The following is a 26,178-nucleotide window of genomic DNA, read 5'->3' on the forward strand; positions in this document are numbered from 1 at the left end:
GTATTAACAAGTAAAATGTTATATTATAAAATTTTATTACAAATAATAATCAATGTCTAAATTAGAAGAAAACGATTTATTTATTTTTATTCAGTCATTAAGAAATTCAGAGTACAAGTCTTTTAAGCGTTATCTTCAATCATTAAATAAAAAAGATAGTGTATTAAAATATAAGTTGTTTGAGGCTATATCTAAAAAAAGAAAATTAGATAAAGCTAAGCTTATAAAAAAATATGCGCTATCTGATAAAAAATATAGTGTATTAAAGTTTGAATTATTTCAAGAATTAATAAGTTTTTTAAAAACCAATTATGATACTTATTCAGATATTGCCTTGCAAAATTTAGTTATAGAATTCGAACTATTATTAAATAGCGGTCTATATATTAAGGCAAATAGAAGGCTAAAAAAAATAAAAGAAATAGCGTTAGAGAAATGCGATTTTAATACCTGTTGTGTAGTACAAAGTAAAGCTATTAATCATCGTCTATATGTACAAACCAATCCACCAAGTAATTTAGCTAAAGAATCTACTAAGCTTCGGAAATATCAAGAATTATCAGATAATTTAAATACTTACAGATTATTATCTGATGAAGTATTAAATGCGCATTATGAGTATATGGATAAAAGAGTTCACGATAGAGAAACTTTTTTAGATTACTTAAATGATCCGCATCTTCAAGATATAAATATGGCTTCTTCAGTTATGGCTAAATATTATTTTTATAGGATTAAATCTTTAGTATACTTTGGAGATAATAATTATGAAGAAAATAAAAAATACTCCTTAATAGCTTATAATTATTTAAAATCACACCCATCAAAATACCGAGATGATTATGTACACTATTTAATTTGTTTGAATAACTATTTAGATTCTAGTATTCGTCTACTGGAAACAGAGCCTTTTATGGAGGTCTATCCTAAGATTATTGAGTTAGTAAATAGTAACACAAAAAACAATAGTATTGATATTAATACCCAAACATTTCAAGTACTTTGCTCATTAAAACTAAATTATTTTTGGCTTACAAAAGATGTAGATTCATTTTTAAAAGAAGAGCAAGAGTTTGAAGAAAAATACAAAAAATATGAAGGCACTTTTAGACCTAATTTTAAAATAGAAATTATATTATGCTTAGCAAAAATGTATTTTATTTCTGGAAGCTTAAAAAAAGCAAATAATTATTGTAAAATGATTAATAATGAAAAAACAAATCCTACATCCTTATTTATTTCCTGTGTTACTTTATTAAGAATTATGATTAATTATGATATGGAAAATTATAGACTTATACCACATTTAATTAGTACAAGTAAATATTCGTTAAAAAAGCGAAGCCGCTTATTTAATTTAGAACTTCAATTTTTAAATGGCTTACATAAAATAAAGTTTTATTATTCTGAAGATGAAAAGTCAAAACTATTTTCTGAACTATATGTAAAAATAAAAACGCTTTTAGAAAATTCTGAAGAGATTATTGTAGATAAAGAAATTAGAATCTTAGAATGGTTGCAAGAAAAGATTCAATAACTACTCTTTCAATAATAATAAAACGAGCCCTATATTACTAAGGCTATGTATAAAAGCGTGTAAGTTTCTCTATTTTATAACCTCACATCTATAACAAGACACTTGTTAATCTATATTGCATTCTGTAAGATAACTGGTATGTAGTTATCCTTTATTCTGTACTTCTTCAGTTTCACAACCAAATAAGCTTTTTTGCATAATTAAATTCGAAACACCTTCTGGTAACATAGTTTGCCATCCATCTTCACCTTTGGCAATCATACTTAATACTTTTCTAGAAAAGACATTAAGAGTAGCAGGATCATAATCTGTAATATCTACTACTTTACCATTATATTTAAAGAATTTATATAATTCTTTCATTCTAGGATGAACTTTTAAGTTGTCGCTAGTAGTAAGTGTACCATCTTCATTTTCCATTGGGTATAGATAGACACGTAAATCTTTAAAAAATAATTTACCAAATGCCTCAAGAATTCCACCACTAAGATGGCGGTAATATTTCTCATCAAAAATATCAATTAAGTTATTTACACCCATTGCTAACCCCATTCTAGCTTTAGAGTATTGAGAGAAATATTCTACTAATTTATAATACTCTTGGAAATTAGAAATCAACACAGTTTGCCCTAATGAACATAGCAACCTTGCACGATCCATAAAATCCTGCTCATCTATTTCTCCTTCCGCACGCAAGTTCGATAAAGTAATTTCAAAAATAACTTGCGTTTTACTTTCATCTACTTTATTCTCTTTTAAAAACATGCCCAAAGATTTTTGAAACATGTCCATATTTACTTTTGTTACTGGTCTAAAACTACCACGTAACGCTAAAATATTTTTCTTATATAAAACTCTTGCAGGTAATACGTTGTTTCCATCAGGCGCAAACATAATAGCATCTGTCATGCCGTTTTTAACGAGCTGTAAGCTCATTAAACGATTATCTACATCTTTAAAAACTGGACCAGAAAAATTAATAGTATCAATTTCTAATTGGTCTTTATCTAAATGATCATATAAATAGCGTAATAATTTTCTTGGTTCATTATATTTATAAAAAGCACCATATATAAGATTAGTACCTAATTTCCCTAAGGTCTCTTGCTGTAAACGTGCATCATTTTCTTTAAAACGAATATGCAATACAATTTCATTATATTCTTGTTCAGCATCAACTTGGTATTTAATACCAACCCAACCATGGCCTTTATATTTTTTAGCAAAATCTATTGTTGCTACTGTATTTGCATAGCTAAAGAACATCTTATTTGGATGTTTATCTCTAGTAATACGTTGTTCTATCAAGCTAATTTCATGATCTAACATTTTACGCAAACGTGCTTCAGTCACATAACGCTTATCATTTTCAATACCATATATGGCGTCACTAAAATCTTTGTCGTATGCAGACATTGCTTTTGCAATAGTTCCTGAACCACCACCAGCTCTGAAAAATTGTCTAACAGTTTCTTGTCCAGCTCCAATCTCGGCAAATGTGCCATAAATATTCTGGTTTAAATTGATACGTAATGCTTTGTCTTTAAGAGACGGAATGCTTTCTATATTAGTATCTCCTTTCAGCGTAATTTCCATAGTAGATTTAAGATTTTAATGCTATTACAAAGGTATCAAATTACTATAGCAAACAAAAAAAATAACCTATTTTTGTGATAGTAGTATTTTATAACTATTTCTCATTTGAAAATTACTTTTTTAGGCACAGGAACTTCGCAAGGTATTCCAGTTATTGGAAGTACACATCCTGTTTGTTTAAGTAATAATCCTAAAGATAAACGTTTACGTGTTTCTGTTTTAATAGAATGGGATAGTTATACTTATGTTATAGATTGTGGGCCAGATTTTAGGCAACAAATGCTTCGTTCAAATTGCTCAAAAATTGATGGAATCTTATTTACACATGAACATGCAGACCATACTGCTGGATTGGATGATATTCGTCCATTTTTCTTTCGTCAGGGAGACATTAATTTATATGCACATGAACGTGTTTTTGGTGAATTAAAAAAGCGTTTTGATTATATTTTTACTCTAGAAGATAAGTATCCTGGAGCTCCAAACGTTATTGAGAATATTGTAAGAAACCATTCTTTTCAACTTAAAAATATAAACGTTGTACCTATTGAAGGATTGCACCATAAACTACAAGTTTTCGGTTATAGATTTAGAAATTTTGCTTACCTAACAGATTTTAAGACTATTGAAGATGAAGAATTAAATAAGCTTCAAGACCTTGATGTTTTAGTAATTAATGCTTTACGTGAAGAAGAACATATGTCTCACTTTAGTTTATCTGAATCGTTAACTATTATAGCTAAACTAAAACCTAAATTCGCTTACCTTACTCATATTAGTAGCTTGTTAGGTTTTCATGATAAAGTACAACAAAACTTACCAGAAAACGTTTTTTTAGCTTATGATGAGCTTACAATTCAAATTCCAGATTAATAAATTCCAAATTTCAATATAATGAAGAACCGCATTTTTATGTACCTGTTTATTTTTTCACTATTACTAATTTTGTTTCAATACATGAACTCAAAAAATATCTTTGATGATAGTAATCGCAAAGTTGAAAATAGTAAGATTCAAATAAAAAAATACCAGGATTCTATTTTAGTATTAAATGATAAAATAGCAGATTTGTCTTATTTCACTTTCGATAGTAATGATAAATCTTATTTCTATTTTCAGGATAAAGGTTTTAATGTTGAAGAGCTATTAAGAGCTATTCAAGATGGATTATATTCTCAAAATGTCTATGAAGGAGAAGAACACCCTATAGTGCCTTATGGCTCAAGTGAAGGTAATAAAATGCAAATAAATATTGTGAGAATTTTAAATCATAAATGGATTATTGCCGATTTTGCAGATGGACAATTTGAAGGGGAATTATTTATAACTTATAACATTAATGAAAAAGGGGAGTTAAAATACAATTTAGCCGAATCATTTTTGTATCCTTTAGACTAAATCTTGGTTTTTAACCAATCTTTAAACTCATAAAAATTTTGAGGAGCCACACCATGTCCAACTGGAAACTCATTGTATTTATGAACTATTTTTAGTTCTGAAAGAAATTTTGGAGCTTGTCTAGCCCAATCTACTGGAATAACTTGATCAACACTTCCATGAGAACAATAGAAGCTTAAATGATTATAGTCTTCTGTAGTTTTAGTATCAAATAAATCTGTATTAATATAGCCACTTAAAGCTATGATGTTTTTAATTTTTTCTGGGTAAGTGAAAGCTACAGCATAACTTAAAATAGTTCCTTGACTAAAGCCTAATAAGGATACATTATCTTTGTTTACTGGATATGTAGCTATAACTTCATCAATAAATTTTGCAATTAAATCTCGAGACTGTATAGCTTGTTCATTATCACTCCATTTACCTTTTTCTGCATCAAAGTTAATAGCATACCATGCATTACCATAAGGTTGCATTGCATATGGAGCTCGAGCAGATACTATAAATAATTCTTCTGGTAATTCTGAAGCAAATGAAAACAAATCATTTTCATCACTGCCATAACCATGAAATAAAATAAGTAAAGGTGCATTATCTTTTAAAGATGATTCACGAACAACATGATGTAATTTAAGTCCAGACATTATTCCCCTAATTTTGCAAACCATTCTTGAAATTTCTCGCCTATAAATGGAATTAATTTTGCTTCTCCTTTAATAGCATATATAATAGAATACAACCATGAACCAAATGTAAAAAACCAAAGAATAGTGCCTAACCAACTATGAATAAATTTTTCTACTACATTAGAAACAATAAGCATAAGAATAAGTCCAATCATTTGACGAATATGAAAGTTAGTGAAAGGATTCTTTTTTTCAAGATTCATAAAAAGAGCAATTAAAGTACCTATAAAAGTAAGATAACTTGCAATTGCTAAACTTTTTCCTTCTTCAATTGTGTGTTGATTCATAAATTATAATGCTATAGTATTATTGGCAATTATGCCGTAAACTGTTCCTTTTAATTCTTTATCTAAAAACAGACTATTTTTAGATTTTGATTGAATGTTTTCTTCAGTAAAAGTATATTTCTTATCTGGATTAAATAGTGTTAAATTGGCAATTTCAGTCTCATTAATGGCGTAGCTTTCTATTCCAAAATTCTTTTTACCTGCGGTCAATAATTTTACTGTTTTTTTTGTTGAGAAGAGTGTTTGTAACACTCCAAAAGCGCTTTCTAAACCAATAGTTCCATAAGCAGCATAATCAAATTCGACTTTTTTGTCCTCAATAGTTATAGGGTTATGGTCGCTAGTTACCATATCTATGGTACCATCTTTAACACCATTAATTAAAGCCTCTATGTCTTGTTGTGTTCGTAATGGAGGTAATACTTTATAATGTGTATTAAAATCGGTTAAAACACTATCGTTTATAGATAAATTGTGTATAGCAACACTACAAGTTACATTTAGTTTTTTCTTTTTGGCGGTTCTAATTAAATCTACAGCTTCTATTGTAGATATTGTTGGGATATGTAATTTACCACCAGTGTATTCTAAAATATATAAGTCTCTAGCTATTTGTAACGCTTCAGAGAGATTAGGGTTACCTTTTAAACCTATAGTTGTACTGGTAATGTTTTCATTCATTACACCATTGCCAGTAATTTTATTTTCTTGTGGGTAAGAACAAACTAAGCCATCAAAATTACTAGCATATTGTAATGCTATTTTTAATAGATTAGGATTAGTTATAGGTTTTTTATAATCTGAAAACGCAACAGCACCAGCATTTTTCATATCAAAAAGCTCAGCTAAATCAATACCTTCACTATTAACGGTTAAAGCACCAATTGGAGCTAACTCTACAGCGTTATTTAGTGATTTAGATTTTACAAAAGCTACATTAGCATTAGTATCAATTATAGGATTTGTATTAGCTTGTAACGCCACTGTAGTAAAGCCAGATTTTGCAGCTGTTTTTAGTCCGTTTTCTATAGTTTCTCTATCCTCGAACCCTGGCTCACCAAAACACACACTGCTATCAAACCATCCTTGAGAAACATGTAAATTCTCTAACTTGACTTCTTTACAATTGTTTGGTTTTTTTATTTTTTTTGCGATTTTACTAATACGTCCTTTCTCAATTAAAATATCTTGAGTTGTATTATGAAAATCACTCTTAGAGTCAATTATTGTTGCAGATTTTATAAGTACGTTCATTTAAAATATTTTAAGATGAGCATTTCAATAATTAATAACAATAGCGCAAAAATAACAAACCATTTCCATAGTGCATTAACTTTATTATCACTTTTTATAGTATCAAATACTTGAGAAATAGAATTGCTAATAGATACATTATCGTTGTTAGAAAATTGATGATATATTAAATTGCTTTCATCTCTTTTATAATTGTAACTAACATTTTCTATAATTTCAGTTTTGTTTTTTAAATTATATATATTAGCCTCATTTGGTGTCTCTATGGTTGTAATTGCTACTTTATTATTAAAGTATTGTTGCTGTGGTATTATTTTATTTTCCCCACTCACCAATGTCAATACAGCGTCTTGTTGTAAATTGGTAGCTACATCATATTTATTTTCTTTACCTATAGTATAATAAAGGTTTGGCAATTTTAAACTTCGCTTCGCGATATTATAAAAAGTAGGAACGATTAAGTTTATGTTTTTAAAATTACTATTCTTTATGTTTAAAGCAGCTGAGAAAACAAAAACGTTATTATTTTCTAACAAGAATGGTTTACCATCTTCATATTGAAGCACAGGAGAAGCATTGTTTATGTTTTGTGAATAAAATGAATTTACTTTTGGATATTGAAAATTAGTAACTTGTTTTTCAAAAACACCATTACTATATAAAGGATGAGAATAATTAATATTTGTTAATCGTTTTTCTGTTTTTGAGAGTTTAGAAAAACTACTTAAGTTATAGTTTAAAAGAAGTGAGTTATATGTTTGTATATTAATGTTTTCTGATGGAATCACAACTAAAACACCTCCATTTTTTGTAAATGCTTTTAAAGCAGTAGCAAGTGCATTTGGGGTTTGAGTTAATTCGTTTAGAATAATCAAATTTTGATTACTAATATCGCTATAGTTTAAATCTTTAAAAGCTGAAGATTTATAATTAAATTCTGGCTCTGTATAGATTCGTTTTAAGAAAGAATCATCACTTTCATTTACAGTTAAGACATTAATTTTGGAAGCAATATTTAAGTTAAAATAGAGTTTGTTGTCAAATTGAAGGTTTGTATCATCAATAATAACTTCTCCATTAATAACTTCATTTGCTGGCAATGTAAAAACAGCATTTGCTTTATCCTTTATTGAGACAGAACTTTTAGTTAGTAAATTACCATCACTATATAATGATACAGGTAAATTATCTATTAGATCTCCATTATTTTTTATAATAGCAGTTAACTCAATATTACTAGTACTGCGTTTAGATATATATAAGCTATCTACTGAAACATTATTATCATTTACTGGTTTTAACTGCACTAAGTTTAAATTAATATCATCTTGTTTTTTTGTATTAAATACCACAGTGCCTTTTTGTTGAAAATCACTAATAAAAACTAGATTTTTAACTGTATTTTCTTTTTTAGAGAAGTACTTCTTACTTTTTAAAAGTGCAGCATCATAATCTAATTGATTTGCAGAATAATTTAAAGTTAACAAATCATTAGTAATTGCTTTAACAGTTGTATTTCTATAGCTATCATTATTCGTTATTAGTGAAATAATCTCGTCTTCAGAGACAAGACCTATAATATCGTTTACAGCTCGCTTTAATAATTCACCTTTATCACCTTTAGCTTGCATACTAAAAGAATTATCTAAGTAGATAACTGTTTCCGTCTTCGTATTAAATGCTTTATTTTTTGATATGAATGGTTGGGCAAAGGCAATAACTATAGCCGCTATAATTCCCATTCTTGTTAATAACACTAACCATTTTTTTATTTGAGAACTTTTGCGAGTTTGTAGTGTAATTTGCTTTAAAAAAGCCACATTTGTAAAAGATTCCTTTTGGAATTTACGCAGTTGAAATAAATGAATAATGACGGGAATTAGCAGTAAGAAAAGTGCGTAAAGAAGTTCTGGGTGTTTAAACTGCATTGCTAATTTTGATTAGACAAATATAAAAACTAAAACTGAATTAATACAGGCTTTAACAAAAGAAAAAATAATCATTCATTGATTCCATATTTTGAGACCTAAAATAATGTTTAATAATTTCTTGTTCTCCTGCGTTTGCAACACTAACAATACTTTGAGGACTTTCTAATCTTTCTAAATACTGAAATGGTTTCATTTCTATATTATAAATATGTTTTCCAATTTTTTTTGGATTATCGCAAATCCAATGAAATTTAATATTTAATTCATTAAGTTTCTTAGCTATTGTTTTGCCTTTTTTTCCTGCACCCCAAATTACTAATGGCCTTTTTGTATTATAATTTAATTTTAAAAAGTAATGCAATTTTATATCTATAAAACTATTTTCAGCATAATTATTATCTGTTCGTGATGCTCTAGTGCCATAATCTCTCCAATAATGTAATATTTCATTACATGGAATAACTTTATAGCTAGCTTCATAGAACCTAAAGGTTAAATCATAATCCTCAGGATAACGCTTAGAATTAAAAGCATCAATTTCTATTAAATCATCTCGATATAACATCCAACAAGGGGAAGGAATGACACATTCCTTATAAATCTCGGTATAATTATTTCCTTTTATAGTCAATTTATTTAGCCAGTTTTCATATTTGCGATAGCCATCACTTATACCTTCTTTAGAAAAGTAACTCACTAATCCCGTTGCAACATGTCGCTTCCCGTATTTTAGTAAATTATTTGATAATATTTTTAGCTTATCTACAGGCATAATATCATCACTATCCATTCTTGTTATAAAATGCCCTGTACTTTTAGAAAACGCAAGTTTTAAAGCATTAATAATTCCAGAACCATCATTTTTAAGTAAGATTATTCTTGAATCTTTTTTTGAAAATGAACTTACAATATTGTAGCTTTCATCATTAGAATGATCATCTACTATTAATAACTCCCAGTTAGTATAAGATTGATATATTATGGAATTGATACACTCTTCAAGAAACTCTTGAGTATTTTTAAATGGGATAAGGATGCTAATTAGTGGTTGTTGCATAAGCGAATATAATAAGTAGAAAAGAGCTACTTAACACTAATTAACATAATTTTTAAATAAAATAGAGTAACATCTTCTATTTTTGAGCGTCTTAATATTATTGAGACTAGAACAAAACTAATAAACATGAAAAAACACATTTTTACCGCTGCATTTGCTGGTATTCTTTTGGTGGGTTGTAACTCTACTAAAACAGCAGGAAGTAAATCTACTAATGATTTAGCGACTTTAAACCCAATTGAAACTACTTTAGATTTAACAAAAGTGGTTGACGATAAAGCTCCTGTGGTTATAAACCCTGGACGTTTTACAACACAAACAGTGACTTATAGATTACCACGAGTTGTTCAAGGAACATATTCTGTAAGTGATTTTGGAAAGTATATTGATGATTTTAAAGCAATTGATTACAAAGGAAATGAATTAGTTGTAACTAAAACAGATACCAATACTTGGACTATTGATAATGCCAGTGAATTAGATAAAATCATGTATAACGTTAATGATACGTTTGATATGGAAGCACAAGGTGGTGGTATTGGACTTGAAGTACCGTTTTCTCCAGCTGGAACAAATATCGAAACGACAAATTATGTTTTAAATCTTCATGGTTTTATTGGATATTTTGATTCTTTAAAGAATGCACAATATAAATTAGATGTTACCGCTCCAAAGACAATGAAAAAAACGTCTGCTTTACAGGAAACTGGTACAGTAATGAATAAAGATGGAGTCTCTATGACTTCTAGCTATTTTGCGCCTAGATACTTTGATATTACTGATAATCCAATGTTTTATGGAAACCTTGATGTTGAAGAATTTAAAGTAGGTGATATTAAAATTGTTTTAAGTGTATACTCGCCTAACAAAGTACATTCTGCTGCTAAAGTTAGAGAAACAATGGAAAAAATGATGCAAGCGCAAAAGACATATTTAGGAGATATAAATAGCACGCCTAGATATGATATATACTTGTATTTATCTGAAGGAAAGCCAGAATCACCTAAAGGCTTTGGGGCATTAGAACACCATACATCTACTGTAGTGGTATTACCTGAGTCTATGCCAGATGAAGCACTAGCAGAAAGTATGATTGATGTCGTGTCACACGAATTTTTTCATATTGTAACACCATTAAGTGTACATTCTGAAGATGTACATTACTTTGATTATAATCAGCCAACATTCTCTAAGCATTTATGGATGTATGAAGGCGTAACCGAATATTTTGCAACTTTATTTCAAGTAGATCAAGGCTTAGTAGACGAAAAAGAATTCTATTCAAAAATCGCTGGTAAAATACAATCATCGCTAAGTATGAATGATGCTATGAGTTTTACTAAAATGAGTGAAAATATTTTAGAGCAACCATATGCACCTCAATATGTTAATGTATATCAAAAAGGAGCATTAATAGGAATGTGTATTGATATTTTAATGAGAGAAGAAAGTAATGGAAATCGTGGTATATTATCATTAATGAAAGAGTTATCACTTAAATATGGTAAAAACAAACCTTTTGAAGATGACAACCTTATTTCTGAAATAACTCAAATGACTTACCCAAGTGTTGGTGAGTTTTTACAAACACATGTTGTAGGTAATACGCCAATTAACTATAATGACTTCTTTGCAAAAACAGGGTTAGAGTTTATAGAAGGAAAAGTACCAACAAATTATATCCAAAACGATGGTCAATTAATTTTTGCTCCAGATATGGCTACTGGGACTATTCCATTTTCTGAAGCTGTAAAAAACAATAGTTTCTGGGCAGATAATGGTGTGTTACCAGGCGATGTTATTAAGACTATAGATGGTAAAAAACTAACTCTAGCTACAGCTCAAGAAATGTTAACAGAAGCATTTATGTGGAAGCCAGGTAGAGAAGTAGATGTTCGTATTGATAGAAAGGGAGAAGAAGTTGTAGTAAAAACAACTTTAACACAATCATATACTACAGGAAGAACATTACAAGCTAATCCAAAAGCTACTGCAAAACAAAAAGCACTACGTGAAGCTTGGTTAAAAGGTTAAAAAAGACAAATACTATTTTAAAGCCTGATGTAATGCATCGGGCTTTTTTTGTATGTCATAGTTTAATAAAAGGTATAATTGATAACAATAGATTGTAAGTTATTGTATTTAATAATGACTAACCTTTACATATTATGTTTTTATGAAAAAGTTTAATGTATCGCTTTTACTTTTCTTGCTGCCATTTTTTTTAATAGCCCAAAATACTGTAGGGATTATCCTTAATCCAACAGATACAGAACAAGGCTATACTTTATTTAGTGTCCATACTAAAACGTTTTTAATTAATGATTGTGGAGAAGTCATAAATGAATGGCAAAGTGTATATCCTCCAGGAAATGCAGTGTATTTATTAGAAAATGGAACATTGCTAAGAGCAGGAAAAACAGATACTACGTCTATAACTTTAGGTGGAGTAGGTGGAGCGATTGAGCTCTTTGATTGGGATGGTAATATATTATGGTCAATAGAATATGATAGTCCAAGCTTTAGGCAGCATCATGATATATTTCCTATGCCTAACGGAAATGTTTTAGTTCTTGCAGCAACTATTATGTCTGAAACAGAAGCTATTCAAGAAGGTAGAGATCCCAATTTAATTAATAATGGACAACTTTATAACGAGCAAATTGTAGAAATAGAACCAGTTGGTATAAATCAATATAATGTTGTTTGGGAATGGAACGTTAAAGATCATTTAATTCAAGATTTTGATCCTAATAAAAATAATTACGGTACAGTGAGTCTGGAACCAGGAAAATTAAATATTAATTTTTTAAACAATTTAAATTTATCTCCTAATTGGCTTCATTTCAATTCCATTCAATATAATGAACAATTAGATCAAATTCTTATAAGCTCTCGTAAGATGAGTGAAATATATATTATAGATCATTCTACAACTACTACTGAAGCTGCTACAAGTTCTGGAGGTATATATAATAGAGGTGGTGATTTTTTATACCGTTGGGGAAATCCTCAAGCTTATAATGTAGGAACTGAGGTAGATAGAAAGCTGTATGGTCAACATTATCCACATTGGATTCCAGATGGTTTTAATGATGCAGGAAAAATTATTTTATTTAATAATGGAGCTGGAAGAACTCCTGAATTTTCAGAAGTATTTGTATTAAATCCTCCAATTGATTCTAATGGTAATTATAATTATACAAGTTTAACATCATATTTGCCTAATGCCCCAGATTATATATATACAAACTCAGATAATTTTTATTCTGCAATATTAAGTAGTGCTCAACGATTACCAAATGGAAACACATTAATATGTGAAGGAAGAACAGGTGAAATTATTGAAATAAATGCTAACAACGATATATTATGGAAATATATAGTACCAGTTAATAATACTACAGGACAAATATTTTCAACTTCTGAAGCTCCAGTACAAAATTCTATATTTAGAGCTATTAAGTACACCTCAGATTATAGTGCGTTTATTGGTAAAGATTTAACACCAAATGCTCCTATAGAAATTAATCCATCATCTACATGTAGTATATTAGGGATTACAAGTTTTAATAATGAGTTTTTTAAGGTTAAGGTTTTACCAAATCCTACTAAAAATGTAGTAATTATTGAGTCTTCGATAGCTATAGAAAAAACGACTCTATTTTCTATAACTGGACAAAAACTTCTTGAAAAAGAAAGAAGTAATGTTTTAAATTTATCTAATTATAAATCTGGAATTTATATTCTTAAAATTCATTCTGAAAAAGGAAGTGTAGTTAAACAATTAGTTAAAAATTAACTTCTAAATTATTTAATTAATAATGTTACTTGAATTTTGGCATAGAAATTGAAATTGAGTAGTTAAGAAGAATTATTTTAATATCTTTATTAAATAATAATAAAAATTTTAACCTAAAAATATATAAAAATGAAGAAGTTTATTTTAATGAGTTTTATTTTTTTATTGAGCATTGGTACAGCAATGGCACAAGAAAAACAAGACAAACAATTAGAAGATAGTAATTATGTTATTTTGCTTGATGGCAAAGTGTTTCATTATACTTTTGAAGGAGTAAAACCTTTAGCTGAAAAATTAACTCTTAATAATGGCACTGTTGTTAATAAAGATGGAACTTATATGGTTGGAGATAAAAAAATGACTTTAAAAGATGGAGAATGTTTAGGATTAAGTGGGAAGAAATATAAAAATCAAATGGATTTAGCTAAGAGACTTAAGAAAAAAATGAGAAAAAAATAAAAGATACCAACTTTTAATCTAGTTTATAAAATCGATGTGTATTCATCGATTTTTTTTTGCTAAAAACCTTCAAAAACGCCTAATCCAAATAAAGCAAAGTCATATTTTACAGGATCGTCTTTATCAAATTTGCGCAAGTTTGTATCTAACTCCATTAATGCTTTACCATCGTTTTGTTTTCGTTCTAAAAGCGTTAGTTTTCTTGCAACATTACCAGAATGAACATCTAAAGGGCAAGATAAAACTGAAGGAGAAATACTTTTCCAAATACCAAAGTCTACACCTGTGTTATCATTTCTAACCATCCAACGTAAAAACATATTAATACGTTTTGCAGCTGAATTTTTTAAAGGATCACTTACATGTTTTTGGGTGCGTTGTATATGTTCTATCTTAAAAAATAGTTGTTTAAATTCATGTATCGCATATTGAATAGAATTATTTTTTACATGTTTTGAAAATATACTTTCTAAACCATTATGATTTATATAAATATTTTGAAGTGCTTTTATAAACGTTATAAAATCTATACCGTTAAATGTTCTATGAACAAAAGATTCTAACTGAATTAAATCACTATCTTGATGATTTATAACAAAATCATAAGGTGATTGTTGCAGCATGATCATCATTTTATTTGCATTATTAATAATGCTTTTTCTATTTCCCCAAGCTATTGTTGCTGTTAAAAAACCTGCGATTTCAATATCTTCTTTTTTGCTAAATTGATGGGGTATTTGGATAGGGTCTGTATCAATAAAATCTAATCTATTGTATTGCTCTACTTTAGAGTCTAAAAATTCTTTTAGCTCATTTGTTTTCATTTGTATTACATTTTAAAGTTAAACACCTAACATATCTCCAAATAACAATATAGGAGCAGATAAAATGCCATTATATAAACCATGTAATAAAATAGAATATGGTAAACCTAATTTTATTCGTATATAGCCTAAAAACATACCGAGTATTATTTGGGGTAAAACTAAAATAGGAGATAGGAGAATAATTAAAGCGTGTATTTCAAAATTAAAAAGATGTACATATCCAAAAGCTATAGCAAAGGCATAAAATATGTATTTAAATTGACGGTTATATTTACAAAATAATGTTATGGGTGCTCTAAAAATAAGCTCTTCTAGAACAGGAGCTACAATAGCAACTAAAAATAACACCTTTATTGGAGAAAAGTTTTCAAACAATTCAGAATTTGCATGTTTGTTCATGTCTATAATTTCTAAATGATCAAAAACAGAAATCAACATTCCTAAACTAATGGCAACTATAAAAGAAAAACATAGCGTGTATAAAACAACAATTAGTTTTTGTTTTATAGGTAAACTCTCTCTTGACTCACAATTTGGTGCCTTAAGAAATGTAATAATATCAATAAATGTTTTATTCATGTTATGTTTTTAACCTAATATTTTACCATCAACCATTGTTAACTTCCTATCTGCTAAATTTGCTAATTCTTCATTATGTGTTACTATAACAAAGGTTTGTCCAAATTCATCACGAAGCTTAAAAAATAAATTGTGAAGATTCTCTGCACTTTCGCTATCGAGATTACCAGATGGTTCGTCTGCAAAAATAAGACTAGGGTTATTTATTAAAGCACGAGCTACAGCAACACGTTGTTGCTCTCCTCCAGATAATTCATTAGGTTTATGGTCATAACGATGAGATAAACCTAAAAAATCTAATAATTCTTTTGCTCGTTTTGTTGCTTCAGCTTTTGGTGTCTTTTTTATAAATGCAGGAATACAAACGTTCTCTATAGCTGTAAATTCTGGTAATAATTGATGGAACTGAAAAATGAATCCAATATGTTCATTTCTAAATTTAGCTAGTCCTTTTTCAGAAAGCGATCCAATGTTTTGCTCATTAATAACTAGTGAAGAGTTATTCTTTTTAGAAATAACATCTAAAGTCCCTAAGATTTGTAGCAATGTGGTTTTTCCAGCTCCAGATGCACCAACAATAGAAACAACTTCCCCTTTTTTTATATGGACATTTACGCCTTTTAAAACGTGTAAGTCATCATAGTATTTGTGAATATTCTCAGCTTTAATCATAGTGCAATTTTAAAAGTTGAAAATAGCACTTTGTAAAGAACTGTACAAGGTTTATATGGTTTTAGATTTTCCTTGAAATACGTTTTTAATATTGTTGTAGTCAATAAAGTATACCATTTTTAAAGAAACAGTATTTCCTTTTGGGTTACTAAATAATTCATCTAAACTACTATTAAAACTCTGAGCTCCATTATTATTAAAGTTAGCAATTCTATTTCTATATTGAGCCGTTAAAAAACTACCAGGTGCAAATTGCCAAGAATATGTAAGGTTTAAGTTCCATGAACTAAAGTTTACATCAGGATCGGCAATATCTTCTTTTGTGTAATTGTCATCTCTGTTTAAACGACCATTTTCTCCTAAAGCAAATAAATTATTTTCATATTGCACGGCACTCCAATAGTTTCTAAAACTTAGAGTTAAACCATGAAAAGGATTGAAGTTATAGTTAGCAGAAACACTATTCTCAATAGTTATTTGATCGCGTTGTCCATAAATTATGTCGTCATCAATAAAATCAACCCAACCACGTTCACGTAATTCTTGATCCCATTGAAATTCATATACTACTATAAATTTTTCGTTTACTTTTACTCTAGGCTCTAAGCCAAAGAATACACTTTCATAGTTACGCCCATTTTCAAAGAGCGTCTCATATCCTATGTTAGCATCAAGTGCAAATGTTTTGTTATAATTTGAAGATAAAAACGCGCGCATATTTAACCAATCTTCACTTATAAAATAACGACCAGCAACTCTTGGTCCAAAATAATCAAATTGTTTACCTGGTTGTACATTAAAGTTGCCTCCATATGCCATAAGACTTTCTTTTCCAACAGCAAATACACGTGCACCAAAGTTTTTGCCAGTGTAAGTATTTGGTTCGAATAATTGCCTGTAGTTAAACCAAGCATTTATACTAAAGTTATTATGTTTTTCTGTAGGTTCGAAAATTCTATATGAAACATCAGCACCATAATTACTAAAATTATTTCTAAACTGTATTCCCATGTCATTAATATCATATTTAGTATCCGCAAAGCTATAATCTGCACTAAAACGATATTGACCACTTGTTTTTCCAAAAAAGGCGCTACCACTTAAACCTGTTTCTATACCATTTGTTAAATTAACATTACTCATTTTTGCCTGAGCATTCAAACTATAAGTATTGCTTTTGTTAGCAAGATTTGCAATAAGACCAGTAACATTAGCGTCTCTAAAACCAGAACCATTTCTTGTAACATTTGTATTAATTAAACTTACAGAAGAATTTTTATTAAATTGTTGGTCAACAACTAGTATGTTATAGTTAGCTATAGGTTCTACAATTTCATCTCTAAATGAAAATACTTCTTCATTTTGTGTTGTATTTGGATCATCTTCTATTTCAGTTTTTTTAATTCTCACTTTAGTTTTTTCGGTAATAGCATTAAAAAAACCAATACCTAAACCGCCTTTTGTACGACCAGAAATTTTTATAGCATTTAATAAATTCGTTTTCAAAGGAAAATCTTCATCTAAAACTTCATTTTCTTCCAAATTTGGTCTACCAATTGGGGCACTTCCTATTCGTCTAGAAAAGAATAAATTACCTTTTCTAAATAAATCGAGTCCTTCTGTAAAGAATTGTCTTTGCTCAGAAAATTGTTGCTCAAATGGACCTAAATTGAGTTCTACATTATCAAAACCTGCTTGACTAAAATCTGGAATTAAAGTAGCGTCTAAAGTGAAGTTTTCTGTAATACCATATTTAATATCTAAACCAACATTTAAATCTTTATTAAATTCTCCATCAAAATCATCAAATACAGCAGAGGCAAATGGATAAAAATTTAGTCTTGTGGGTGGTTTTAAATTTTTTAACCCTTTTAGTTCTGCATTATAAAAACCAATTTGAGCACCACTTGTTACATCAAATGCATTCCAAGTAGATTGTTCTCTTGTATTTCTATAATGTCTATGAAATTGTATTCCCCAAGTAGGGTTTTCTTGTTGTGTAAAACGCAATGCGCGATACGGTATTTTCATTTCAACAATCCAGCTATCATCTAAGGTTTTAGTAGCACTTTCCCATACTGCATTCCAACCAAAATCTTCACCACTTGAATTTTGTACAGCATCTGCTTGAGTACCAGAACTAAATACAAAAAATTCAGTGTTATTTTGAGCATCATTATTTGGATTAAAAACGGCAGCAAAAAAATCGGACTGGCCAAAGTTATCACGTTGCGTAAATTGACGCATCATATCTTCTTTTAAATCATATAATCTTGCAGCAATGTAAATACCCGAATCATCGTAAGTCATTTTAACCTCAGTGCGCTTGTTTTCTGGAGCTGTTTTTCCTACAGTAGGTCTAAATTGAATAAAATCTGTAGCAAGTTGTGCAGTTTCCCATACAGCATCATCTAAAATACCATCTATTTTTGGTGGAGTGTCTGTTCGATTTATGTTATATGTTTTTTTGTCTTGAGCAAAAATATTCAATGTGATTAGCAATGAAAAAGCGAAAACTGAAAAATGTTTCATTATGTAGGATTAGGTTTTTGATTGATGTACTAAAGACATCTTTTATATATAATTGTTACAGTTTGTTAGGCAAAACTACTTTTACCATATTTTTTATTTCATAATTAAAAGTTAAAAAAGAATACGTTTTGCGACTGATACTGTTAAAGTCATTAGATTTTTATTTAAATTGAAACAATGGAAGAAAAAAACACACAAATAGCTACTTTTGCTAATGGATGCTTTTGGTGTACAGAAGCTGTATTTAATAGAGTAGAAGGTGTTATAAATGTTGTTTCAGGCTATACTGGCGGCTTTATAAAAAATCCAGCCTACCGTGAAATTTGTACAGGTAATACTGGGCATGCTGAAGGCATTCAAATTTATTTTGATAATACTAAAATTAGTTTTCTTGAACTGTTAGAAATATTTTTTGCTACTCACGACCCAACAACTCTAAATAGACAAGGACATGATGTAGGAAGTCAATATAGATCTGCTATATTTTATAATACTGAAATACAGAAAAATGAAGCAGAGGCATTTATAGCACATTTAAATATGGAAAATGTTTTTAATGCACCAATAGTTACAGAAGTAACTGCTTTAGATGTTTTTTATAATGCGGGAATTGAACACCAACAATACTATGAACGTAATAAAGAAAATTCTTATTGTCAATTTGTAATACATCCAAAAATTAAAAAAATAAATACTTATTATAAAGATAAACTTAAAGTAAAAATAATTTAATAAAATGCCGTACAGAAAATTTGAAGAATATAATATAAAAGTAACAGATGATGTTAAAGAGCGTTATAAAAGTATTATTGAAGAGTTAGGAGAAGACACTTCTCGAGATGGTTTGTTAAAAACTCCAGAACGTGCTGCTAAAGCGATGCAGTTTTTAACTCAAGGTTACGAACAAAATGCTGCCGAAATATTGAGTGGAGCTATGTTTAAAGAAGAGTATAATGATATGGTTATAGTAAAAGACATTGAGTTTTACTCCCTTTGCGAACATCATATATTGCCTTTCTTTGGTAAAGCACATATAGCTTATATTCCTAATGGACATATTGTTGGTCTAAGTAAATTGCCTAGAATTGTAGATGTTTTTTCAAGACGACTACAAGTACAAGAGCGCTTAACTCATCAAATTTTAGATTGTATTAACGATACATTAAAGCCTGAAGGTGTTGCAGTAGTAATAGAAGCTAGCCATATGTGTATGCAAATGCGAGGTGTACAAAAACAGAATTCTGTAACCACAACTTCTGGTTTTAGAGGTGCTTTTCAAAACATAGAAACACGTACAGAGTTTTTAAATTTAATTAGTTCAAAATTGAGCTAAAGAAATAAAATCTGACATTTATTTTTTTGGAACACTATTTGCAATCTGTTTAGTATTAATACAATACAAACAATGACTTTACACAACACAAACAAATATAAAAAATTAGCTTTAAGTATTCTTTTTGATGCTATGGGATATGCTAGTTTTTTGGTTCCTGTTTTAGGAGAATTTTTCGATTTATTCTGGGCACCAGCATCTTCTTGGTTAATGACTAAAATGTATAAAGGAAAAAAGGGTAAAATTGCAGCAGCAGTAACCTTTGTTGAGGAAATTCTACCAGGATTAGATGTTATACCTACATTTACTATTATGTGGTTTTACACTTATGTAATAACAAGCCCAAATGAAGAAACAATTATTGAGGTAAAGTAATTTATATAAAACAAAAAGAAGCTCTTAATGTAAATTAATATTAAGAGCTTTATCTTTTAATTATTATTTGCAATTGCTGTAGTTTTTTTGATAGTATATACTTTATATAAGTTATCTGTAATATCATTATACTCCTTTTTTAATGCTCTTTGTTTATTCATGCACTTGTTATAATTACTTACAGCTTTTGTCTGTTTATCGTTAAGCGAATTGTATTTTTTAATTTGGTCATTTAATTTTATTAATTCAGATCTAGAACTGTTATTACTTTCAGCCTTTTTTTTAAGTGCTAGAACTTCTTTATATAGTTTTTCTACATATTCTCTATTTTTTTCTTTAGCAATGTAAGTTGATACACAAGCTTTAGTAATTTTTCGTCCTTCCACATTTGCAGTTAAAAATAAGCTATTGTTTAAATCCAATAGTTTTATAGCAGCATTTTGCTTACCACTTTTGACAATTTCTTCTTTTACAATTTGTACATCTTCATCCGAGTATTGTTCTCCAACAACAATTTTGGTTACTTCTTGATAATTTATTTCTTGACTAAAAGTGGTTTGAGTAAAAAGAAATATTACTAACGTTAGGTGCAGGATAGTTCTCATTTTAAGTAGGCGTTTAGGGGTTAATACTAAATATAAGCGGCTTATATTTTATTAAAGTAATATTTTTTTTTGAATTACGCAAATTTAATTAATTGAAAATGAGTTGCTTAATTGTTTTGCTAATGATGATAATTGATTTTAGTATTGGTGTTTTGTTATATATACATAAAGGTTTGTTTTAAGAAACGTGTGGAATTAATAGCGCATATAATCCTAAAACATAAAATGCTATAGAGAGTAATTGTAGTAAATAAATAAATTTAATTTTTTAAAAGAAACTCTTTTAATTCGCTATAGTTATTAATTTTAATCGAAACTTTTTCTTTACCCATAACAGCTTCTATTTGCTTTGGCAAAGGCTGCTTTTCTTTAATAACATCTTCTACAACGTCTAAAAACTTTGTTGGATGTGCAGTTTCTAAAAATACACAATGGGCGTTAGGGTTCTTTGCTAAATAGGCTTTGCAACCTAAATAACCAACTGCTCCATGTGGATCTGCAACATAGTTATAGTTGTCGTATATTTCTTTAACAGCATCACTTGTGGCTTGATCTGTAAAGCTAAATGAAGACATGTTAGCTTTTAAATCTAAGAAATTACTGTAAATTTCTTGAATTCTAACCAAATTACTTGGGTTACCTACATCCATTGCATTACTAATAGTTTGTATGGATTTCTTTGGTTTGTATTCTTGAGTTTCTAGATAATCTGTTACACTATTATTAAGATTGTTTGCAGCAATAAAATGTTTTATTGGCAAACCTAGTTGTTGAGCCATCATGCCTGCACAAATATTCCCGAAATTGCCACTAGGTACTGAAAACACTATATCATTGTATGTGTTATGCAGTTCTTTATAAGCAAATATAAAATAGAACAGTTGAGGCAACCAACGCGCTACATTTATAGAATTAGCAGATGTTAATTGTTTATAATGGTTTAACTCAGGATCTAAAAAGGCTTGCTTTACCATATCTTGGCAATCATCGAAAACACCATCTACTTCAAGTGCAGTAATATTTTTTCCAAGTGTTGTTAATTGCTTTTCTTGTATTTCGCTAACTTTTCCGCTAGGGTAGAGGATAACTACATTTACTCCCTTTACATCTAAAAATCCATTAGCAACTGCTCCGCCAGTATCTCCAGAGGTTGCTACTAATACTGTTACTTCATTAGAGTTATCTTTATTAAAATAACCTAAACAACGTGCCATAAATCTGGCACCAACATCTTTAAAAGCCATTGTTGGTCCATGAAAGAGTTCTAGAGTAGATATATTGTTATTTAAGTTTACTACTGGGAAGTTAAACGACAGTGTTTCTTCTACAATTGTTTTTAAAACAGCTTCAGGAATATCTGGAGAAACAAATTGTTTAATAGCTTCAAAAGCAATTTCGTTATAACTTAATTGATCAATATTTTTAAAAAAATCTACAGGTAAAGGAGTAATGCTTTCAGGGAAATACAAACCTTTATCTGGCGCTAATCCTTTTATTACAGCTTCTTTAAATGTAGTATTGGGAGCTTCTCGGTTAAGTGAGTAATAGTTCATTTTATATGATTTTTATGCCTTGGGTATTAATTTTAGAAATATATAAATTATAATTTATATTGGTTTTTGAGTATACTTTTTTCATAGCTTCAGCAACTACACTAGCATTTTCTTTGCCTTTACTTAAAGTGAAAATTGATGGTCCAGAACCAGAAATACCAGCACCGAGCGCACCAGCTTTTATACTTTCGTTTTTAACAGCATTAAAATGAGGTATTAATTTACTGCGGTGTGGCTCAACAATAGCATCATGTAAAGAGGCTTTAATTAAATCGTAATCATTACTATGCATAGCATGAATAAGACTACCTACATTTGCCCATTGGGTGATTGCTTTAGAAAGCTGTATTTCTGTGGGTAAAACTGCACGTGCTTCAGATGTTTTTATTTCAATTTCAGGATGTATAATTGTAGCATATAATTCAACTGGTGTTGGAATTTCTAATACTTTAAGAGGTGCTATAGACTTTACCAATGTAAAGCCTCCAAAAATGGCAGGAGCAATATTATCTGCATGTTCGCATCCACTAGCTAAGGCTTCACCTTTCATTGCAAATGCAGTAATTTCAGTTTTATTATATGGCCTTCCTAATAACTCATTCATAGCCCAAACACTTCCAGCTGCACTAGCTGAGCTACTTCCAATACCACTTCCAGGCTTAATTTTCTTATAAATTTCTATTTCAAAACCAAAATCTGGTTTTGCATCATTAAGCATAGCTAAAGCAGATACACCAGCAACATTTTTTTCTGCCTCATAAGGTAAATCGTAGCCTTCAATTTTGGTTATATGTATTCCTTTTTTATTAGTTTTTCTAATAACCATCTCATCACCTATGGACTCTAAGCAAAACCCTAAAACATCAAAGCCGCATGATACATTTGCAACAGTAGCAGGCGATAGTATTTTTATTTCTTTCATAACATTTTATAAGTTTCCAATACGGATAATATCTGCAAATAAACCAGAAGCAGTTACATCTGCTCCAGCTCCAGCTCCTTTAATAATCATAGGTTGTTCTGGATAACGTTGTGTATAAAACATAACAATATTGTCTTTGCCTTCTAAATTATAAAATGGGTGACCTTCTGGAATTTCTTTAAGTCCAACTTTTGCTTTTCCATCATTAAATTCTGCAACATATTTAAGTTGACAATCTTTAGATTTAGCAGAAGCATATAATTTTTGAAAATGTGATTCATCTGCAATTAATGAGTCATAAAAGTCATCAACAGAATCACTTTCTAGATTTGCTTTGGTTAAGAAAGATTCATTTACAATATCGTCTATATTTAAGTCTGTTCCATTTTCTCTAGCTAATATCAATACTTTTCTAGCTACGTCAATACCACTTAAATCAATTCTAGGATCTGGTTCTGTATAGCCTTCAAATTGTGCTTGTTTAACTGTGTCATGAAAATTCTTTCTATCATTAAAGTTGTTAAATATAAAATTTAAACTTCCAGATAAAACTGCTTGTATAGAAATGACTTTATCGCCAGATGCCACTAAATTATTTAAAGTATTTATAACCGGTAGTCCAGCACCAACATTAGTTTCAAATAAGAAAGGAGTATTATATTTGCGAGAAAGATGTTTTAAATTACTATAGCTTTCAAAATCACTAGAACAAGCAATTTTATTACACGCAACCACTGCAATACTATTTTTTAAATAGTCAGAATACAAACCAGATAGTTCTTTATTAGCAGTAATATCTATAAAAATACTATTACGTAAGTTTAATGCTATTGTTTTTTCTATAAAACCATTTAAACTAGATTTCGTTCCTTGTTGTAATTTTCTAGGCCAAGAGTCAAATGGAATGCCCTCTGGATTAAAAACCATAGTTCTAGAGTTAGAAAGCCCAACAATTTTTAAGTTAATTTTTAAGTTTTTATTTAAAAATTGATTTTGCTGTTCTATTTGATCTATTAGTTTTTCTCCAACATTACCAACACCAGTAATAAATAAATTAAGCTGCTTAATATTACCCTCAAAAAAACGTTCATGCAACGTATTTAAAGCTTTTTCAACATCTTTTTCTGTTATTACAGCAGAAATACTTCTTTCTGATGCTCCTTGAGCAATAGCTCTAATATTGATGTTATTTTTACCTAGAGTACTAAACATCTTTCCACTAATCCCTTGATGGCTTTTCATCTTATCACCAATTAACGCGATAATGGACAAACCTCTTTCAACGATTATTGGATCGATTTTGTGCATTGAAATTTCATACTCAAAAGTTTCATTAATTGAAACTTCAGCTAAATCAGCATCATCCTCTAAAATACCAAAACAAATGGAATGCTCTGATGAAGCTTGAGTAATTAGAATTATATTTATTTTTTTCTGAGCTAAAGTTTCAAATAAACGTTTTGAAAAGCCTGGAACGCCAACCATACCATTACCTTGCAAAGTTAACAATGCAATATTGTTAATGTTTGTAATGCCTGTAACTGCAGAAGTTTTATTATTACCTTCATTAGATATAATTGTCCCATCTGCTTCTGGATCTAAAGTATTTTTTATATGAATAGGTATTTCCAAATCTAATACTGGTTGAACAGTTGGAGGATATAGTACTTTAGCACCAAAATGCGACAATTCCATAGCTTCTTGATAACTTATACGCTTTATAGGATAGGCTTGCTTAACTAATTTTGGATTAGTAGTGTACATGCCACTAACATCTGTCCATATTTCTAGTTTTTTGATGTGTAAAGCAGCAGCTATAATGGCAGCAGTATAATCTGAACCTCCACGTCCTAAAGTTGTGATTTCTCCAGAATCTGATTTTGAGATAAATCCAGGTAAAACTGTAATATTTTGATTAGCATTATTAAAATACTCTCTAATATTTATATTAGTAGATTTAAATTTAACTTCTGCTTTTGTGAAATTTGAATTTGTAACAATTAAATCTTGAGAATTCTTTTGCTTTGCATTACTATTTCTAGCAATTAAAGTCTCAGCAATTATGTATGAAGATAATAATTCGCCAAAACTAACTAATCTATCTGAGGTTTGAGGAGAAAGCTCATTAATTAAAGAAATACCATCTAATAGGTCTTTTAAATCATTTAATTTCTTTTCCAATATCTCAAAAACTGACTGGTTTTTATTTGGAATTAATTCATTTAAAATAGTGATGTGTTTTTGTCTAATAAAATCATATTCAGATATATAATCTTCATTTTTGTTTTTTGCTAAATGGCCAGCTTTAAGTAATTTATCTGTTATTCCGCCTACAGCAGAAACGACGCAAATTACATTGTTACTTTTAGAATAATCTTCTAAAATTGTAATGACTTTATTTATGTTTTCTGAAGAACCTACAGATGTTCCTCCAAATTTTAATACTTGCATTTGTATTTAATTATAATGTTGTGATTTGTTAAATTAGGTAGTAGTGTACTACTACAAAGGTCGGAGGTATATATAATTAAGCACCCAAAAGGGTAATCGTAATAATAGTAGTAAATGTGAACATAGCAAAAACAACCTCTAGAGTAGAAGTGTAGTTAATTGTGTTTATTTGCGAGTTGTTATACATTTTTTCTGTGCAATACTTGGTAAATGTATTACATTTACGCTAATAACAAAACAAAAATCACATTTTTATAAAATTCTGAAATTAAAACCAATTTATTTCATTTTTTGAAACTATAAACGGTTAAAAGTTAAAAAT

General features: G+C 29.2%; 23 protein-coding genes. 9 read left to right on the forward strand and 14 right to left on the reverse strand.

The window, feature by feature from the left end; all coding sequences use genetic code 11:
• Positions 1-52: 52 nt before the first annotated feature.
• A complete protein-coding gene (locus Q0997_RS06770) occupies positions 53-1,537 on the forward strand; it encodes a hypothetical protein (RefSeq protein WP_299886478.1) in 1,485 nt (494 codons plus the stop codon).
• Positions 1,538-1,681: 144 nt separating this feature from the next.
• On the opposite strand, the gene Q0997_RS06775 is transcribed toward Q0997_RS06770, so the two are convergent.
• Entirely contained in the window at positions 1,682-3,133 is a 1,452-nt protein-coding gene (locus tag Q0997_RS06775; protein ID WP_299886481.1) for a TonB-dependent receptor, read from the reverse strand.
• A gap of 105 nt (positions 3,134-3,238) precedes the next feature.
• Between Q0997_RS06775 and Q0997_RS06780 the strand changes: the two genes are divergently transcribed.
• Both Q0997_RS06780 and Q0997_RS06785 read left to right on the forward strand, forming a co-directional pair.
• Entirely contained in the window at positions 3,239-4,006 is a 768-nt protein-coding gene (locus Q0997_RS06780) for an MBL fold metallo-hydrolase (protein WP_299886484.1), read from the forward strand.
• A gap of 84 nt (positions 4,007-4,090) precedes the next feature.
• Positions 4,091-4,531, forward strand: coding sequence for a hydrolase (locus Q0997_RS06785; protein ID WP_299886487.1), 441 nt, complete (start codon positions 4,091-4,093; stop codon positions 4,529-4,531).
• Here the strand turns inward: Q0997_RS06785 and Q0997_RS06790 are convergent.
• Genes Q0997_RS06790 through Q0997_RS06810 form a run of 5 tightly spaced genes read right to left on the reverse strand, consistent with a single transcriptional unit; the run spans position 4,528 to position 9,746 of the window.
• Positions 4,528-5,175 (reverse strand): alpha/beta hydrolase-fold protein, encoded by a 648-nt coding sequence (locus tag Q0997_RS06790; RefSeq protein ID WP_299886490.1) that lies wholly within the window; start codon positions 5,173-5,175, stop codon positions 4,528-4,530. The genes Q0997_RS06785 and Q0997_RS06790 overlap by 4 nt on opposite strands.
• Positions 5,175-5,504, reverse strand: coding sequence for a hypothetical protein (locus tag Q0997_RS06795; RefSeq protein WP_299886493.1), 330 nt, complete (start codon positions 5,502-5,504; stop codon positions 5,175-5,177). The genes Q0997_RS06790 and Q0997_RS06795 overlap by 1 nt, the downstream gene beginning before the upstream one ends.
• Before the next feature lie 3 nt (positions 5,505-5,507).
• A complete protein-coding gene (locus tag Q0997_RS06800) occupies positions 5,508-6,758 on the reverse strand; it encodes a dihydroorotase family protein (RefSeq protein ID WP_299886496.1) in 1,251 nt (416 codons plus the stop codon).
• Positions 6,755-8,686, reverse strand: coding sequence for a BatA and WFA domain-containing protein (locus tag Q0997_RS06805; protein ID WP_299886499.1), 1,932 nt, complete (start codon positions 8,684-8,686; stop codon positions 6,755-6,757). Before Q0997_RS06805 ends, Q0997_RS06800 begins: the two co-directional genes overlap by 4 nt.
• Before the next feature lie 52 nt (positions 8,687-8,738).
• Positions 8,739-9,746, reverse strand: a complete 1,008-nt coding sequence (locus tag Q0997_RS06810) for a glycosyltransferase family 2 protein (RefSeq protein ID WP_299886501.1) — start codon at positions 9,744-9,746, stop codon at positions 8,739-8,741.
• A gap of 126 nt (positions 9,747-9,872) precedes the next feature.
• On the opposite strand from Q0997_RS06810, the gene Q0997_RS06815 reads away from it, so the two are divergent.
• The 3 genes from Q0997_RS06815 to Q0997_RS06825 all read left to right on the forward strand — a co-directional run bounded on the left by Q0997_RS06815 (position 9,873) and on the right by Q0997_RS06825 (position 14,007).
• The gene (locus tag Q0997_RS06815; RefSeq protein ID WP_299886505.1) at positions 9,873-11,780 is read left to right on the forward strand and encodes a peptidase M61; all 1,908 of its coding nucleotides are present in this window, start codon (positions 9,873-9,875) and stop codon (positions 11,778-11,780) included.
• A 142-nt stretch (positions 11,781-11,922) separates the two neighbouring features.
• Positions 11,923-13,548, forward strand: a complete 1,626-nt coding sequence (locus Q0997_RS06820) for an aryl-sulfate sulfotransferase (RefSeq protein WP_299886508.1) — start codon at positions 11,923-11,925, stop codon at positions 13,546-13,548.
• A 129-nt stretch (positions 13,549-13,677) separates the two neighbouring features.
• A complete protein-coding gene (locus Q0997_RS06825; protein WP_299886511.1) occupies positions 13,678-14,007 on the forward strand; it encodes a DUF6799 domain-containing protein in 330 nt (109 codons plus the stop codon).
• Between the two features lie 59 nt (positions 14,008-14,066).
• On the opposite strand, the gene Q0997_RS06830 is transcribed toward Q0997_RS06825, so the two are convergent.
• From Q0997_RS06830 to Q0997_RS06845, 4 genes are read right to left on the reverse strand one after another with little or no spacing between them, the layout of a single operon-like run.
• Entirely contained in the window at positions 14,067-14,831 is a 765-nt protein-coding gene (locus tag Q0997_RS06830; protein ID WP_299886513.1) for a TIGR02757 family protein, read from the reverse strand.
• Positions 14,832-14,849: 18 nt separating this feature from the next.
• Positions 14,850-15,413 (reverse strand): CPBP family intramembrane glutamic endopeptidase, encoded by a 564-nt coding sequence (locus Q0997_RS06835; protein ID WP_299886515.1) that lies wholly within the window; start codon positions 15,411-15,413, stop codon positions 14,850-14,852.
• 9 nt (positions 15,414-15,422) lie between these two features.
• Positions 15,423-16,085, reverse strand: coding sequence for an ABC transporter ATP-binding protein (locus tag Q0997_RS06840; protein WP_299886517.1), 663 nt, complete (start codon positions 16,083-16,085; stop codon positions 15,423-15,425).
• A gap of 51 nt (positions 16,086-16,136) precedes the next feature.
• Positions 16,137-18,617 (reverse strand): DUF5916 domain-containing protein, encoded by a 2,481-nt coding sequence (locus Q0997_RS06845; RefSeq protein ID WP_299886520.1) that lies wholly within the window; start codon positions 18,615-18,617, stop codon positions 16,137-16,139.
• Positions 18,618-18,794: 177 nt separating this feature from the next.
• Here Q0997_RS06845 and msrA point away from each other — a divergent pair, with 177 nt between their 5' ends.
• The 3 genes from msrA to Q0997_RS06860 all read left to right on the forward strand — a co-directional run bounded on the left by msrA (position 18,795) and on the right by Q0997_RS06860 (position 20,325).
• Positions 18,795-19,349 (forward strand): peptide-methionine (S)-S-oxide reductase MsrA, encoded by a 555-nt coding sequence (gene msrA / locus Q0997_RS06850; RefSeq protein WP_299886523.1) that lies wholly within the window; start codon positions 18,795-18,797, stop codon positions 19,347-19,349.
• Positions 19,350-19,353: 4 nt separating this feature from the next.
• Entirely contained in the window at positions 19,354-19,950 is a 597-nt protein-coding gene (gene folE, locus Q0997_RS06855; protein ID WP_299886526.1) for a GTP cyclohydrolase I FolE, read from the forward strand.
• A gap of 72 nt (positions 19,951-20,022) precedes the next feature.
• Positions 20,023-20,325: a hypothetical protein gene (locus tag Q0997_RS06860; RefSeq protein WP_299886528.1), complete on the forward strand. Its 303-nt coding sequence runs from the start codon at positions 20,023-20,025 to the stop codon at positions 20,323-20,325.
• Between the two features lie 56 nt (positions 20,326-20,381).
• On the opposite strand, the gene Q0997_RS06865 is transcribed toward Q0997_RS06860, so the two are convergent.
• From Q0997_RS06865 to thrA, 4 genes are all read right to left on the reverse strand, one after another.
• A complete protein-coding gene (locus Q0997_RS06865; RefSeq protein WP_299886531.1) occupies positions 20,382-20,930 on the reverse strand; it encodes a hypothetical protein in 549 nt (182 codons plus the stop codon).
• A 260-nt stretch (positions 20,931-21,190) separates the two neighbouring features.
• Complete coding sequence (gene thrC, locus Q0997_RS06870; protein ID WP_299886534.1) at positions 21,191-22,483, reverse strand: threonine synthase; 1,293 nt, start codon at positions 22,481-22,483, stop codon at positions 21,191-21,193.
• A 1-nt stretch (position 22,484) separates the two neighbouring features.
• Positions 22,485-23,405, reverse strand: coding sequence for a homoserine kinase (locus Q0997_RS06875; RefSeq protein WP_299886537.1), 921 nt, complete (start codon positions 23,403-23,405; stop codon positions 22,485-22,487).
• A gap of 6 nt (positions 23,406-23,411) precedes the next feature.
• Positions 23,412-25,856 carry a bifunctional aspartate kinase/homoserine dehydrogenase I gene (gene thrA / locus Q0997_RS06880; RefSeq protein ID WP_299886540.1) on the reverse strand — a complete coding sequence of 815 codons (2,445 nt, stop codon included), beginning with the start codon at positions 25,854-25,856 and terminating at the stop codon, positions 23,412-23,414.
• Between the last annotated feature and the right edge of the window lie 322 nt (positions 25,857-26,178).

It is taken from the genome of uncultured Lacinutrix sp., assembly GCF_947500325.1.
Classification (GTDB): domain Bacteria; phylum Bacteroidota; class Bacteroidia; order Flavobacteriales; family Flavobacteriaceae; genus Lacinutrix.

Coding starts and splice junctions, on each gene's coding strand:
- Q0997_RS06770 (WP_299886478.1), top strand. CDS start 53: ATGTCTAAATTAGAAGAAAACGATTTATTTATTTTTATTCAGTCATTA.
- Q0997_RS06800 (WP_299886496.1), bottom strand. CDS start 6,758: ATGAACGTACTTATAAAATCTGCAACAATAATTGACTCTAAGAGTGAT.
- msrA (WP_299886523.1), top strand. CDS start 18,795: ATGGAAGAAAAAAACACACAAATAGCTACTTTTGCTAATGGATGCTTT.
- Q0997_RS06860 (WP_299886528.1), top strand. CDS start 20,023: ATGACTTTACACAACACAAACAAATATAAAAAATTAGCTTTAAGTATT.
- Q0997_RS06790 (WP_299886490.1), bottom strand. CDS start 5,175: ATGTCTGGACTTAAATTACATCATGTTGTTCGTGAATCATCTTTAAAA.
- Q0997_RS06785 (WP_299886487.1), top strand. CDS start 4,091: ATGAACTCAAAAAATATCTTTGATGATAGTAATCGCAAAGTTGAAAAT.
- Q0997_RS06795 (WP_299886493.1), bottom strand. CDS start 5,504: ATGAATCAACACACAATTGAAGAAGGAAAAAGTTTAGCAATTGCAAGT.
- Q0997_RS06825 (WP_299886511.1), top strand. CDS start 13,678: ATGAAGAAGTTTATTTTAATGAGTTTTATTTTTTTATTGAGCATTGGT.
- Q0997_RS06845 (WP_299886520.1), bottom strand. CDS start 18,617: ATGAAACATTTTTCAGTTTTCGCTTTTTCATTGCTAATCACATTGAAT.
- Q0997_RS06775 (WP_299886481.1), bottom strand. CDS start 3,133: ATGGAAATTACGCTGAAAGGAGATACTAATATAGAAAGCATTCCGTCT.
- thrA (WP_299886540.1), bottom strand. CDS start 25,856: ATGCAAGTATTAAAATTTGGAGGAACATCTGTAGGTTCTTCAGAAAAC.
- Q0997_RS06810 (WP_299886501.1), bottom strand. CDS start 9,746: ATGCAACAACCACTAATTAGCATCCTTATCCCATTTAAAAATACTCAA.
- folE (WP_299886526.1), top strand. CDS start 19,354: ATGCCGTACAGAAAATTTGAAGAATATAATATAAAAGTAACAGATGAT.
- Q0997_RS06840 (WP_299886517.1), bottom strand. CDS start 16,085: ATGATTAAAGCTGAGAATATTCACAAATACTATGATGACTTACACGTT.
- thrC (WP_299886534.1), bottom strand. CDS start 22,483: ATGAACTATTACTCACTTAACCGAGAAGCTCCCAATACTACATTTAAA.
- Q0997_RS06865 (WP_299886531.1), bottom strand. CDS start 20,930: ATGAGAACTATCCTGCACCTAACGTTAGTAATATTTCTTTTTACTCAA.
- Q0997_RS06830 (WP_299886513.1), bottom strand. CDS start 14,831: ATGAAAACAAATGAGCTAAAAGAATTTTTAGACTCTAAAGTAGAGCAA.
- Q0997_RS06815 (WP_299886505.1), top strand. CDS start 9,873: ATGAAAAAACACATTTTTACCGCTGCATTTGCTGGTATTCTTTTGGTG.
- Q0997_RS06805 (WP_299886499.1), bottom strand. CDS start 8,686: ATGCAGTTTAAACACCCAGAACTTCTTTACGCACTTTTCTTACTGCTA.
- Q0997_RS06835 (WP_299886515.1), bottom strand. CDS start 15,413: ATGAATAAAACATTTATTGATATTATTACATTTCTTAAGGCACCAAAT.
- Q0997_RS06875 (WP_299886537.1), bottom strand. CDS start 23,405: ATGAAAGAAATAAAAATACTATCGCCTGCTACTGTTGCAAATGTATCA.
- Q0997_RS06820 (WP_299886508.1), top strand. CDS start 11,923: ATGAAAAAGTTTAATGTATCGCTTTTACTTTTCTTGCTGCCATTTTTT.